Below are 13,979 nucleotides of genomic sequence, written 5' to 3'. Positions count from 1 at the left end.
TCTCTAGTCTACGTGTCCGATTCTGAGCGTTCGAGCTCAGCCTCTTCCTCACGACGCGTCCAGGCATCCTTCACCAGGTGGTACCAGACGAAGACCGCGAAACCGGCGAAGACGATCCATTCTGCGGCGTAGAAGATGTTCAGCCAGTTGAGCGTGCCGCCCTCTTCAACGGGCGGCGCATCGATGACGGTGAGCCCCTCCGGCGCCTCGTCCGCAACGACGTATCCGTTGTAGACGGGCCTGTCCCCCAGGTCGCTCCAGATGTTGACGAACGCGGCCATCGACATCGTCGTGATTTCGAACGGGTCGGCGTCATCCTCCGGCAGCTCAGGAGCCTGCGACGCGTTCAGTCGTCCGGTGACGGTAACGACGGATGCCTCGGCGCGAGCGTTCAGGGCAGCCACGGTTTCGTCCGCAACCTCCCGGTCGGGTGTCCAGCCGAGCGCGACGGCGATGGAGGCCTGTGGCTCGGCGTCCGCCCGGAGGTGCCCGGTGACCCAGTATCCCGTCTCACCGAGGTTCAGGCGCTCGCTCACGACGAGGTAATCACCGGGCACCAGGACCCCGTCGACCTCGACCAGCTGGCCGATGACGCTGTCGCGGAGAGGACCGCCGGTCTCGGCGACGTCCGCGAGGGGCCGGACCCGTTCGGTGGGCTGGTCCACGGTTTCTGTGGAGGTAACCGCGCGTTCGAGTTGCCACTGGCCGAGCCACGCGAACGCACCTGACACGAGCAGTGCGAGCAGGAGCATCGCGATCCAGCGTGGCTCGAGCATTGTGCGGAACAGGGTCTTGCGGGGTTCGGCCGGGCCAGCCGGTGCCGGGGTGTTGCTAGTAATCGTCGTCTCGCTTCGTCTTTTCGGGTGGGATGTCGCGCTGGTTCATCGCCTGCTCGACGATTCGGTCGATGGCCCGCGCCGTCGCGGTCGATTCGGGCGCGGAGTCGCCCGCCGTCGCGGCGTCAACGAGTGCGATCTCCTCGGCGAGCATCGGATCGCGGGGCCGAACCGGGGTTTTGCGCTTGGTACGGAGCACAGCAGCGCCGATGCGCTCGGAGTTGGATGCGAGGAGCGGGCCCATCACGCTGACGACGAGCACGTAGAGCCCGGCGAACGGTTGCAGCCTGGGGTCGAGCCCGGCAGTGAGCGCGAGAATGGCCAGGATGAGGGCGAACTCACCACGGTTCATCAGAATTGCTGCCGCGTTGATTCCGGCCTGCGCGCTGAAGCCGTAGAGCCTCGCCATGAACTGACCGGCGACGACGTTGAGCACGAGCGTGAGGACGACGGCGATGATTACCGGCCCGATGACGAGCGGGAACTCGGTCGGGTCGAGGCCGAGGCCGAAGTTGAGGAAGAAGAACGCCCCGAAGACGTCACGCAGCGGCACCGACACATGCTCGATCTTGGCGCTGTACCGCGTCGCGCCGAGCACGAGACCGATGAGGAAGGCGCCGATCGCGTCGCTGACACCGAGCACCTCTCCGAGCCCGCCGAACATTACGGCGAGCCCGAAGAACAGAATGGTAAACAGCTCATCGTCCTTCGTGCGGAACAACCGCCCGACGAACGCTCCTCCCCACCGCGCGATGCTGAACATCACGACGAGGAAGGTGAACGCAATGGCGAGTTTTCCGACGACGAGCCATGGCTCGTTTTCACCGCTCAGCACGACAGAGACAATCGCAAGGTAAATCGCGAGGAAGATGTCCTGCACCACGGTGACGCCGAGGATCATCGGCGTCTCGCGGTTCGCGAGGCGATTGAGCTCGATGAGCAGTTTGGTGACGATCGCGCTCGACGACGTCCCGATGATCCCGGCGATGATGAGGGCTTCCTTGGTACCCCAGCCGAGCGCGAAGCCGAAGGCAAGGCCGGCTCCCATCAGCAGAACCAGGTAGGAGCCACCTGAGATCAGCAGCTTCCCGGCGTTGCCGAAGAACTCATCCTGATCGAACTCGAGCCCGAGGTTGAACAGAAGCAGAATCAGTCCGAACACGGCGATGAGTTCGATGTACCCGCTCTCAAAGTTGAGCGGGAACCATCCGTTGTTCGGACTCGCGAGAAAGCCGACGATCATGTAGATCGGGATGGCGGGAAGCCCGATGGTTTTGCCGAGCCGTCCCAGAATGTACGCGGCAACGAGCAGAGTCCCGAGAACGACGAGATCGGTTCCCAGGTGGGAGGCTTCTCCTGCTGCGGTTGCGATCATCCGCGTCACACTCCCGGCGGACCGTCTTGAGAACCGGAGAGGCGTGATGCCCCCGTGCGGAAGAACGCGAACGCCTTCGCCACCTTCTCAGGGCTTCCGGCGACAACGAGCGTGTCACCGGGGAACACCCGGAAGTCCTCGCTCGGCGCCGGGTTCGCCGACTCTCCACGAACAACGGCGACGACGGTCAGGCCGACGATACCGCGGTCTGCCGGGTCGCCGAGTGGTTGCCCGGCGATGTGGTCGTCGTAGTCGACGGTGAACCAGTCGATGCTGAGGCCGGGAATGCGATCGAGAGCACTCAGCGATTCGGTGATCTGGGTTCCGCCGAGCAGCTCGGCGAGAGTGTGCGCCTCGTCTTCCCGAAGCCTCAGTGACACCTTGCTGGCGTCGGATCCGTCTTCGTCGTCGGCGAAGGTGATGAGATCGCTGTGCCCGGAACGGTGTGCGATCACGCCGACCTTGCCTCCGTCAGCGGTGATGAAGGTGTGCAACACTCCCACACCGGGGAGCTTCACCCGACGAACGTCAACCATGGCCGGACTCCTAGGGTATGTGGGAAGTCCTCCCAGTCTATCCGAGCGTTACCGGCAATCCGGAGTCAGCGCGCGACCGCCGCCCGTCCCCGGGCGGCGGTCGACCGAACTGCGGGATGAGCTACGGAGCGACGATCTCGGGAGCTTCGAGCCGGATTCGGTCGGCTGATTCGTCATCAGGTTGTTCCTGCGACGCCCGCTCCGCGGCCACCCGCGCGAGGTAGACGGCAACCTCGTGGTCCGTGCGCTCCTGGTCCCAGTCGAGCACCTCGGCCATCAGCTGAGCGGCAACGGGGGCCGCAGACACGCCGCGGTCCCAGGACTCGATCGAGATCCGGGTGCGGCGAGCGAGGACGTCGTCCAGGTGGAGCGCGCCCTCGTGCGATGCGGCGTAGACAACCTCGGCGCCGATGTAGTCGTCAGCTCCCGGCAGTGGATCGGCCAGCTCCGGCCTCGTCCTGATCAAATCGAGCAACTCGTCGGTGAGCACACCGTACCGGTTGAGCAGGTGCTCGATCCGCGCGGTGTGCACGCCGAACGCCCTCGCGATCTTGGCACGCTTATTCCATGCCGCCTGGTAGCCCTCCGCGCCGAGAAGCGCGATGTTGTCCGTTGTGGATGCCGGGACCTTTCCGTCGAGGGCGTCAGCGGCCGCGTCAATCGCGTCCTTCGCCATGACCCGGTATGTCGTCCACTTGCCACCGGCGATCACAACGAGGCCGGGCACCGAGTGAGCGACGAGGTGCTCGCGGGACAGCTTTGATGTCTGGTCACTCTCGCCGGCGAGCAACGGCCTGAGCCCCGCGTACACACCCTCGACATCGTCACGAGTCAGGGGAACGGCAAGGATCTTGTTCACGTGCTCGAGGAGGTAATCGATGTCGGCAGCGGTAGCCGCTGGGTGCGCCTTGTCGAGGTTCCAGTCCGTGTCCGTCGTGCCGATGATCCAGTGCCTGCCCCACGGAATGACGAACAGAACGCTCTTCTCGGTGCGGAGCAGAAGGCCCATGGTCGACTGGAACCTGTCACGCGGAACGAGGAGATGGATGCCCTTCGACGCGCGGACCTTGAACTGGCCACGCTCACCAACCATGGCCTGGGTGTCGTCGGTCCACACGCCGGTTGCGTTGACCACCTGCTTTGCACGAACGTCGAAGCGCTCACCGGTCTGAAGATCGTGTGCCTTCACCCCGACGACCCGCTGGCCCACCTTGAGGAAACCCTCGACCCGAACCCGACTCGCCGCGTGAGCCCCGTACGAGGACGCGGTGCGGACGACCGACATGTTGTAGCGCGCGTCGTCGACCTGGGCGTCGTAGTAAGTGATCCCGCCGACGAACGCGTTGTTGCGGAGCGAAGGAATCGCCCGCTGCACCTGACGCTTGAGGAGGTGGCGGTGGTGCGGCACACCGGGCGGGCGGCCGCCCGTGTAGCTGAACACGTCGTACAGGAGCATGCCGGCACCGATATACAGGCGCTCGAACAGCGGTCGGTTGAGCGGGTAAAGGAACCGCACGGGCTTCACGAGGTGAGGCGCGATCCGCTGCAGCAGCAACCCTCGCTCGATGAGCGCCTCGCGGACCAGCCGGAAGTCGAGTTGCTCGAGGTAACGGATGCCGCCGTGGACAAGCTTCGATGACCGGCTGGATGTCCCGCTCGACCAGTCGCGTGCCTCCAGGATGCCGGTGGACAGGCCGCGCGTGACGGCATCCAGTGCGCTTCCCGCCCCGACGATGCCGCCGCCGACGACGAGCACATCGAGTTCCTTGGATTTCAGCGCTTCAATGGCCGCCGCACGCTCGACCGGGCCGAGCTTCGTCGAGTGACTCACTGTGTTGGAATTGGCCATGACTGCCTCTCCTGGCAACCGAGCCTGCCACGGTCGCCGGACGCTCATTGGTGATGGCACCGACAGGCTACGCCACCCCTCTTCCACTCGACGCTAATGCACGCCTCTGACCCTGACAACAGGCTCAAGCAGGGAATGGCCTGTGGGCTGCGTACGCGAGCCCTGTGCGCTCCGGCCCTTAACAATCACGGCCGCGTGTGCTGGACTCGACGAGCACGCACCACACGAGAACGCACCGGCCTGAGAACGTACGAGTCTGAAGAACCGAGGGATCATGGCAACGATCGCAGCGAACATCGTCGACACGCTTGTGGCGAGCGGGATAAAGCGGGTGTACGGCATCCCAGGAGACTCGGTCAACGGATTCACGGAGGCTCTCCGCGCTGACGGCTCGATCGACTGGGTGCTTGTCCGGCACGAAGAAGCCGCGGCTCTCGCCGCGTCCGCTGAGGCGGGACTCACCGGGCAGCTGGCGGTGTGTGCCGCCAGTGCCGGCCCGGGAAACCTGCATCTCATCAACGGGCTGTTCGACGCCCAACGGTCGCGGGTTCCCGTGCTCGCTCTTGCCACCCACCTCCCGAGCACCGAGATCGGCAGCTCGTACTTCCAGGAGACCCACCCCGAGGAACTCTTCCGGGAGTGCAGCGTGTACTGCGAGCTCGTGAGTTCAGCGGCGCAGATGCCCCGCATCCTCGAGATCGCGATGCGGACGGCGATCGAGAAGAGGGGTGTTGCCGTTGTCGTCATTCCCGGTGACATCCTCCAGCAGAAGGCTGAAGCGCCGAGAACCGTATCGATCCGGCCGACCCACAGCACGGTTCTCCCGGACGCGGACGGACTCGCTGAGGCTGTTCGACTGCTGGATGCCGCGCCACGCGTGACCATTCTCGCCGGCGCGGGCGTGGCAGGAGCACACGTCGAGGTCGTTGCGCTCGCCCGCGCGCTCGGAGCACCGATCGTGCATGCCCTGAGGGGCAAGGAACACATCGAGTACGACAACCCATTCGATGTCGGCATGACCGGACTGCTCGGGTTCAGTTCGGGATACCGTGCGATGGAGAGCTGCGATGCCTTGCTCATGCTCGGCACCGACTTTCCGTACCAGCAGTTCTACCCCGAGAAGGCCGTGAAAATTCAGGTCGACGTGCGGGGCGAGCAGCTCGGCAGGCGAACTCCGCTGGATCTCGGCCTCGTCGGCACGGTGCGCGAGACGGCTCGCGCCCTGGAGAGTCTTGTCCAGTACAAGACGAACCGCGACCACCTCGAGTCGTCGCTCAAGCACTACCGGAAGGCGCGAAAGGGCCTGGATGACCTCGCGACCAACGACAGCAATCGTGCACCGATTCATCCGCAGTACCTCGCCAGACTGGTCGACGAGACGGCGAACGACGACGCTGTGTTCATCCCGGATGTTGGTTCACCCGTGGTCTGGGCCTGCCGCTACCTCACCATGAACGGCAGGCGCCGCCTGATCGGTTCGTTTACCCACGGCACGATGGCCAACGCTCTCTCGCAGTCGATCGGCGCACAGGCGTCCCATCCCGGGCGCCAGGTCGTCGCGCTCGCGGGCGACGGCGGCCTCACGATGCTGCTCGGGGAACTCGTGAGCCTCGCCCAGAATCGATTGCCCGTCAAGATCGTCGTCTTCAACAACTCGTCGCTCAATTTCGTCGAGCTCGAAATGAAAGCGGCGGGCCTCGTGAATTACGGCACGGGACTCGTGAACCCGAACTTCGCCGACGTCGCGAACGCGATGGGCATCCACGGCCAGCGCGTCGAGAGGCCGAATGACCTGGCCGCCGCGCTCAGCGACGCGTTCGCGCACGACGGACCGGCACTGATCGACGTGGTGACCGCGCGGCAGGAACTCTCCCTGCCGCCATCGATCACCGCCGAGCAGGCGAAGGGCTTCACGCTCTACGCGATCCGCACAGTACTGTCCGGCCGTGGTGAGGAACTCATCGACCTCGCGAACACCAACGTGGTCCGCAGGATCCGCGGCTGACGCCCCACTCTACGCGGGCGGTGCGGGGCCTTAGTTCGTGCGATACGGGGCGAGAACGACCTCGACCCGCTGGAACTCCTTGAGGTCGGAGTACCCGGTGGTCGCCATCGACCGGCGAAGCGCGCCGACGAGGTTGGCCTTGCCGTCTGCGACGGATGCCGGTCCGTAGAGGACTTGCTCGAGGGTGCCGATCTGGCCGACTTCGACGCGTCGGCCGCGAGGGAGCTCGGAGTGGTACGCCTCGGTGCCCCAGTGGTAACCGCCGCCGGGTGCATCGGTTGCCCGAGCGAGGGTGGTACCGAGCATGACGGCGTCCGCACCACACGCGACAGCCTTGACGATGTCGCCGGCGGTGCCAAGACCGCCGTCGGCGATGACGTGCACGTAGCGGCCACCGGACTCGTCCATGTAGTCACGCCGGGCGCCGGCGATGTCCGCAACGGCTGTCGCCATGGGAGCGTGGATGCCGAGGGTCGCGCGGGTGGTTGACGCGGCTCCCCCGCCGAATCCGACGAGGACACCGGCCGCACCGGTGCGCATGAGGTGAAGCGCAGCCGTGTAGGTCGCAGCGCCACCGACGATCACGGGGACGTCGAGTTCGTAGATGAACTCCTTGAGGTTGAGCGGTTCCTGGTTGCGGGAGACGTGCTCGGCAGACACGGTTGTGCCGCGGATGACGAAGAGGTCGACGCCAGCGGCGACCACCGTCTGGTAGAGCTCCTGCGTGCGCTGCGGCGACAACGCGCCGGCAACGGTGACGCCTGCCGCACGGATCTCGGCAAGCCGGGCCGTGACGAGTTCGGGCTTGATCGGCTCGGAGTAGATCTCCTGCATGCGCGCCGTCGAAAGCTCGTCGCTCAACCCGCGGATTTCAGCGAGCAGCGGCTCGGGGTCCTCGTATCGGGTCCACAGGCCCTCGAGGTCGAGTACGCCGACTCCGCCGAGCTTGCCCATCATGATCGCGGTCGCGGGTGAGACGACCGAGTCCATGGGCGCGGCGAGGAACGGAATGTCGAAGGAGTATGCGTCGATCGACCAGCCGACGGAGACGTCTTCGGGGTCTCTCGTTCGACGCGACGGTACCACCGCGATGTCGTCGAAGGCATATGCACGGCGTGCGCGCTTGGAAGCGCCGATCTCAGTTTCCATACTCACGCCCTCCAGCCTACCGTCCATGACTTCGGGGTCGCTCGCGGCAGCCGGGCTGGCAACTGCGGTGGGAGTCTTTGGGTCGACAGAGCATTTTCTCCTCGGCGCGCGGAACCGAGAAGCAGAGCGAACTCGGGGGCCGACCGAGTGATTTCGGGGTGCCGAGTTATGAGGGCAAGCGGGAGGGCAGGAAGACACAGCCGATGATCCGCACAACCCGGCGCCCTCCCGCTTGCCGGCATTGTTTGAGCTGAGGAGAAAATACTCGGTCGGCCCCTCCACCCATGCCTGGACGAAGCGGCTGACTTAACTCAAAAACCCGCACGAGCTGTGTGCTCGTGCGGGTTTTCGGAGGATTGGTCTAGCGGCTGTAGTTCGGGGCCTCGACCACGATCTGCACGTCGTGCGGGTGCGACTCCTTGAGTCCGGCCGGGGTGATGCGAACGAACTTGCCCTTCGCCTTGAGCTCTTCGATGGTGCGAGCACCGACGTAGAACATCGACTGGCGCAGGCCGCCGATGAGCTGGTAGGCGACGGACGAGAGCGGCCCGCGATACGGAACCTGACCCTCGATGCCCTCTGGGATGAGCTTGTCGTCGCTCGGAACGTCGGACTGGAAGTACCGGTCCTTGGAGTACGAGGTCTTCTCGCCGCGGGTCTGGAGCGCACCGAGCGATCCCATTCCGCGGTACATCTTGAACTGCTTGCCGTTGACGAACACGAGTTCGCCGGGGCTCTCGTCGCAGCCGGCGAGAAGCGAGCCGAGCATGACGGTGTCTGCACCGGCGACGAGCGCCTTGGCGATGTCGCCGGAGTACTGCAGGCCTCCATCGGCGATGACCGGCACATCGTATTCGCGGGCGGCGAGCGATGCCTGGTACACCGCGGTGATCTGGGGCACGCCGACACCTGCGACGACGCGAGTGGTGCAGATCGACCCGGGTCCGACACCGACCTTCACTGCGTCAGCTCCTGCTTCGGCGATCGCCTTTGCTCCGTCGCGCGTCGCGACGTTTCCGCCGATCACGTCGACGCCGTCGAACGCCTTGTCTGACTTCAGTTTGCGGATGATGTCGAGAACGCCGGCCGAATCGCCGTTGGCGGTGTCGACGACGAGTACATCGACACCGGCGTCGAGCAGTGCACCGGCACGCTGCCAGGCGTCACCGAAGAAGCCGATGGCTGCACCGACGCGGAGGCGCCCGGAGTCGTCCTTCGTCGCGAGCGGGTACTTCTCCCGCTTGTCGAAGTCCTTGACCGTGATGAGGCCCTTGAGCTTGCCGGCGGCGTCGACGAGTGGAAGCTTTTCGATGCGGTGCTCGGCAAGGATCGAAATCGCGTCTTCGGGGCTGATGCCGACGGGCGCTGTGATAAGCGGCATCTTCGACATGACGGCGCTGACCGGTGTCGTTGCCTTCTCCTGCGCACCGACGAATCGCATGTCGCGGTTGGTGATGATTCCGACGAGCACTCCGTCGGTGTCGATCACCGGGAGGCCCGATACCCGGAAGTTACGGCACAGGGCGTCGACCTCAGCGACGGTGGCCGTCGGCGTCGTCGTGACGGGGTTGGTGATCATGCCGGACTCACTGCGCTTGACGAGGTCAACCTGCGCGGCCTGGTCGCCGATCGACAGGTTGCGGTGCAGGATCCCGATTCCGCCCTGCCTCGCCATGGCGACGGCCATCCGGGACTCGGTGACCGTGTCCATCGCGCTCGAGAGCAGCGGCGTAGCGACAGTGATGCGTTTGGTCAGTCGAGAAAACGTCTCGGCCTCACTTGGAATGACGTCGGTGTGTCCGGGGAGAAGAAGGACATCATCATAGGTGAGACCGACGAAGCCAAATGGGTCTGAGTTTTCCATTGCATCCCTTCACAGAAGCGCTGTTTTCCGGTGTCGTGAGGTAACGGATGCCGCGTACAAGCGCACATCTCACCGGTACTTAATGCTAACCGCTGGAAGGTAACGATTATGCCCGGCACTTCCGACATTGATGTGAGGAATACCCATGTACGAAACATGTAGGTCATAATCGGGTCGTATCGTCAAACCGAGCCGTTCGGCGAAGAACCACAAGAGATCTGGCGGTCTCTTCACTCGAGGGACCTGGCGGTCCCGTTCTGGAGGTGCAGTGAGTCTCACTCATTCAGCCCACGCCCCGCGCCACAAGCGCACCCTGTTGCTGTTCCTCGGATTTCTTTTTGCGACGCTTGCGTTTCAATCGTTTTCTGCGGCGCCGGCGCAGGCCGATGAGGTCGGAACGGAGTATGACTTCTACTTCGCGGGCAACGTCAAGTACGACAGCGAACCGCTCGAGGGCGTGACAATCACTGTCGAAGGCAATGGCTATGACGCAGAGGTTGACACCGCCGCGGACGGCAAGTGGAAGATCGGGGTGCCGGAGAAAGGCACCTACACGGTGACCCTGGTCGAGGAGACACTCCCGGAGGGCGTGATCGTCGCCGAAGGCTCCGCAGCCGTCGACGCCGAGATCGCGCTCACAAACTCCAAGATCGTGAACTACTTCCTCGGCGAGGGAGTCCGCGTCACAGTGAGCTTCTGGGACCAGTTGGCGGAACGAATCGTCAACGGACTCAACTTCGGGCTCCTGCTCGCACTCGCTGCCGTTGGGGCATCCCTGGTCTTCGGAACGACCGGACTGTCGAACTTCGCGCACGGTGAAATGGTGACGTTCGGGGCGGTGATGGCCTATGTCTTCGCCAACGTCCTCCAGTGGCCGCTCTGGGGCGCTCTCGCAGCTGCGGTCCTGATGAGCGCACTCTTCGGGTTCACCCTCGACGCCGGGCTCTGGAGACCGCTGAGGCGAAAGGGCATCGGCATCGTCCAGGTGATGATCGTCTCCATCGGCCTCTCGCTGCTCATCAGGTACGTCTTCCTCTACTTCATCGGCGGAAGCACCTACCAGCTGCCCGGTTCCGGTGAGGAGCGGATCACACTGTTCGGCAGTGTCGCACTCTCCGTCACCGACATGGTGAGCATGGCCGTTTCGGCGGTCGTTCTCCTCGCTGTCGCCTGGTGGTTGCTGCGGACCCGAACCGGTAAGGCAACTCGGGCGATCTCGGACAACCCCTCCCTCGCCGCAGCGAGCGGCATCGATGTCGACAGGGTGATCCGGATCGTCTGGATCCTCGCGGCGGCCCTCGCCGGCCTCGCCGGTATCCTCTGGGCCTATTTCCGCCCGGGCATCAAGTGGGACATGGGTACGCAGATCCTGCTGCTTGTCTTCGGCGCGATAGTCCTCGGTGGGCTCGGTACAGCGTTCGGCGCACTCATCGGTGCGATCATCGTCGGCCTCCTCGTCGAAGTCTCGACGCTGTGGATCCCGTCTGACATCAAGTACGTCGGTGCACTGGTCGTGCTCATCGCCGTCCTGCTCGTGAAACCCCAGGGACTTCTGGGCCGCAAAGAGAGAATTGGATAGGAGGACGCCATGGACTGGGGATCAATTCTTTCAAACACCGCCTCCTGGCTGATTAGCCCCGAGACGATCGCGTACGCGCTTGCCGCCCTCGGCCTCGCCGTCCACTTTGGATACGGCGGACTGCTCAACTTCGGTATGGCCGCCTTCATGGCGCTCGGCGCATATGGGTACGCCATTTCCATCCTGACCTTCGGGCTGCCGTGGTGGGCCGGAATTCTCGTCGGCTGTGGGGCATCCGTCGTCTTCGCCCTCATTCTCGGTATCCCGACACTGAGACTGCGCGCCGACTACCTCGCGATCACCACGATCGCGGCGGCGGAGATCGTTCGGCTGCTCTTCACCACCCAGGTCTTCGACGACATCACCAACTCGGCAGACGGGCTCGGCAACTACCACGCGGGCTTCCGTGCCGCGAACCCCTTCCCCGAGGGCACCTACGGCTTCGGCCCGTGGACTTACAACGAGAACGGCTGGTGGGTCCGTGTCTTCGGCATCTGCCTCCTGGCCGTCGCCGTGCTCCTCGTCTGGCTGCTCATGCGCAGCCCGTGGGGACGGGTGCTCAAGGGCATCCGTGAAGACGAGGATGCCGTGCGCGCGCTCGGTAAGAACGTCTTCGCCTACAAGATGCAGGCGCTCATCGTCGGTGGCATGTTCGGCGCCCTCGGCGGGGTGGTGTTCGCACTTCCCTCCGCCGTCGTGCCGAGTGTCTACGTGACGAGCCTGACGTTCTTCATCTGGACCATCCTCCTGCTGGGCGGTGCCGCGACGGTCTTCGGGCCGTTGCTGGGTGCCGTGATCTTCTGGGTCATCATGGGCTTCCTGTCGAATGTCCTCCCCGAGCTCGCGTCGAGCGGCATCCTGCCGTTCATGTCGACGACTCAGGCGGCAACAGTCCGCTACATCCTCGTCGGACTCGCCCTGATGCTGATCGTTATTTATCGACCACAGGGCATCCTCGGAAATAAGAAGGAGCTGACCTTTGTCAAGTAGTGACGCAGCATCCGTCAAACCGGTGAAATCCACGGGACTTCACATCGGCGACGCCGTCCCCGGCGTCGCGAAGGTCGACCCGATCATCATCGCCGACAACGTGACCAGGCAGTTCGGCGGGCTCAAGGCCGTCGACGTCGAACACCTCGAAATCCCCCGGAACGCCATCACGGCGCTGATCGGACCGAACGGGGCGGGAAAGACGACACTGTTCAACCTGCTCACCGGCTTCGACAAGCCGGACACCGGGACCTGGGTGTTCGACGGAACACAGCTCAACGGTGTTCCAGCGTTCAAGGTCGCACGAATGGGCCAGGTCCGTACGTTCCAGCTCACCAAGGCCCTCGGCCTGCTGACCGTGCTCGAGAACATGAAACTCGGCTCGCAGAAGCAGAAGGGCGAGGGGATCTTCTCGAGCCTCATCAAACCGCTGTGGCAGAAGCAGGAAGAGGAAATCGAGGAGCGAGCGCTCGACATCCTCGCCCGGTTCAAGCTCGACACCAAGAAGGACGATTTCGCCGCGAGCCTCTCCGGCGGGCAGCGAAAGCTTCTCGAGATGGCCCGCGCACTCATGAGCGAGCCCAAGCTCGTCATGCTCGACGAGCCGATGGCCGGCGTGAACCCCGCGCTGACCCAGTCGCTGCTCGAACACATCCTCGACCTCAAGGTCCAGGGAATGAGTGTGCTGTTCGTCGAACACGACATGCAGATGGTTCGCCACATCGCCGACTGGGTCGTGGTGATGGCGGAGGGCAGGGTCGTCGCTGAAGGTCCACCAGACCTCGTGATGCAAAACCCCGCTGTCATCGACGCCTACCTCGGTTCACACCAGGACGTCGACCTCGGAGTTGTCACGGGGAGGATCGCCGGTGAGATTACACCGGAGGTCGAAGAACTGCTCGAGGAGATCGACGCCGAAACCGGCGTCGAGCACGACATCGAACATCCGCGCGCCGCTGGGCCGACGAGGGACGAGGACACCAAGTGACAGCAACAATGGCTCCGGAGATCGTCGTCAGCGTGGAAAACGTGACGGCGGGCTACCTGCCGGGCGTCAACATCCTCAACAGCGCCAACCTCACGGCGTCCAAGGGTGAGCTCATCGGCATCATCGGACCCAATGGTGCCGGAAAGTCGACCCTCCTCAAGGCCATCTTCGGCCAGGTCAAGGTGCGTGAGGGATCGATCCGCCTCAACGGCGACGACATCACCGGGCTCAAGGCCGACAAGCTCGTCGCCCGTGGCGTCGGCTTCGTGCCGCAGACGAACAACGTGTTCCAGAGCCTCACCATCGAAGAGAACCTGCAGATGGGCCTGTTCCAGAAGCCCAAAATCTACGCAGAGCGACTCGAGTTCGTCACCGGGATTTTCGGTGAGCTCGGCAAGCGGCTCAAGCAGCGGGCCGGCTCGCTGTCCGGTGGTGAGCGCCAGATGGTGGCCATGTCGCGGGCGTTGATGATGGACCCCGCGGTGCTTCTTCTCGACGAGCCGAGCGCCGGCCTCTCCCCCGTCCGGCAGGACGATGCGTTCATCCGTGTTTCCGACATCAACAAGGCCGGTGTGACCACCATCATGGTCGAGCAGAACGCCCGCCGCTGCCTGCAGATCTGTGACCGCGGTTACGTTCTCGACCAGGGAACCGACGCATACACCGGGACCGGTCGCGAGCTGCTGAACGATGACAAGGTGATCGGCCTCTACCTGGGTACGCTCGGCCAGGACGACTGAGCTGCGCCACCCGTACGACCGAAACGCCCCGCAGTCCTGCGGGGCGTTTCGTCGATCAGAGGGTGAGG

Annotated in this window: 11 protein-coding genes; 5 read left to right on the top strand and 6 right to left on the bottom strand. The window is 64.3% G+C overall.

The genetic code is table 11. The features are described 5' to 3' along the window. Window positions 1–8: 8 nt before the first annotated feature. The 4 genes from AC1C2N_RS13775 to AC1C2N_RS13760 form a co-directional block, all read right to left on the bottom strand. A complete protein-coding gene (locus tag AC1C2N_RS13775) occupies window positions 9–776 on the bottom strand; it encodes an SURF1 family protein (RefSeq protein ID WP_495434291.1) in 768 nt (255 codons plus the stop codon). A gap of 55 nt (window positions 777–831) precedes the next feature. After that, a complete protein-coding gene (locus tag AC1C2N_RS13770) occupies window positions 832–2,211 on the bottom strand; it encodes a cation:proton antiporter (RefSeq protein ID WP_495434290.1) in 1,380 nt (459 codons plus the stop codon). A gap of 5 nt (window positions 2,212–2,216) precedes the next feature. Further along, window positions 2,217–2,747 (bottom strand): cation:proton antiporter regulatory subunit, encoded by a 531-nt coding sequence (locus tag AC1C2N_RS13765; RefSeq protein ID WP_108391719.1) that lies wholly within the window; start codon window positions 2,745–2,747, stop codon window positions 2,217–2,219. Between the two features lie 121 nt (window positions 2,748–2,868). Then, a complete protein-coding gene (locus tag AC1C2N_RS13760) occupies window positions 2,869–4,596 on the bottom strand; it encodes a glycerol-3-phosphate dehydrogenase/oxidase (protein ID WP_483404845.1) in 1,728 nt (575 codons plus the stop codon). A gap of 274 nt (window positions 4,597–4,870) precedes the next feature. On the opposite strand from AC1C2N_RS13760, the gene poxB reads away from it, so the two are divergent. Continuing rightward, window positions 4,871–6,601, top strand: a complete 1,731-nt coding sequence (poxB, locus tag AC1C2N_RS13755; protein ID WP_495434289.1) for a ubiquinone-dependent pyruvate dehydrogenase — start codon at window positions 4,871–4,873, stop codon at window positions 6,599–6,601. A gap of 30 nt (window positions 6,602–6,631) precedes the next feature. Here the strand turns inward: poxB and AC1C2N_RS13750 are convergent, their stop codons facing one another. Further along, entirely contained in the window at window positions 6,632–7,750 is a 1,119-nt protein-coding gene (locus AC1C2N_RS13750; protein ID WP_483404986.1) for a GuaB3 family IMP dehydrogenase-related protein, read from the bottom strand. A gap of 361 nt (window positions 7,751–8,111) precedes the next feature. Further along, a complete protein-coding gene (gene guaB / locus AC1C2N_RS13745; RefSeq protein ID WP_483404847.1) occupies window positions 8,112–9,614 on the bottom strand; it encodes an IMP dehydrogenase in 1,503 nt (500 codons plus the stop codon). A 268-nt stretch (window positions 9,615–9,882) separates the two neighbouring features. Here guaB and AC1C2N_RS13740 point away from each other — a divergent pair, with 268 nt between their 5' ends. From AC1C2N_RS13740 to AC1C2N_RS13725, 4 genes are read left to right on the top strand one after another with little or no spacing between them, the layout of a single operon-like run. Beyond that, a complete protein-coding gene (locus AC1C2N_RS13740) occupies window positions 9,883–11,193 on the top strand; it encodes a branched-chain amino acid ABC transporter permease (RefSeq protein ID WP_495434288.1) in 1,311 nt (436 codons plus the stop codon). A gap of 9 nt (window positions 11,194–11,202) precedes the next feature. Next, a complete protein-coding gene (locus tag AC1C2N_RS13735; protein WP_483404848.1) occupies window positions 11,203–12,183 on the top strand; it encodes a branched-chain amino acid ABC transporter permease in 981 nt (326 codons plus the stop codon). Beyond that, window positions 12,173–13,171: an ABC transporter ATP-binding protein gene (locus AC1C2N_RS13730; RefSeq protein ID WP_483404849.1), complete on the top strand. Its 999-nt coding sequence runs from the start codon at window positions 12,173–12,175 to the stop codon at window positions 13,169–13,171. The genes AC1C2N_RS13735 and AC1C2N_RS13730 overlap by 11 nt, the downstream gene beginning before the upstream one ends. A gap of 8 nt (window positions 13,172–13,179) precedes the next feature. Continuing rightward, window positions 13,180–13,911, top strand: coding sequence for an ABC transporter ATP-binding protein (locus AC1C2N_RS13725; RefSeq protein WP_483404987.1), 732 nt, complete (start codon window positions 13,180–13,182; stop codon window positions 13,909–13,911). Window positions 13,912–13,979: the final 68 nt, after the last annotated feature.

It is taken from the genome of Mycetocola sp. Y791, assembly GCF_059445325.1.
Note: the sequence above shows the minus strand (reverse complement) of the source record. Positions and strands in the feature narration are given on the sequence as shown.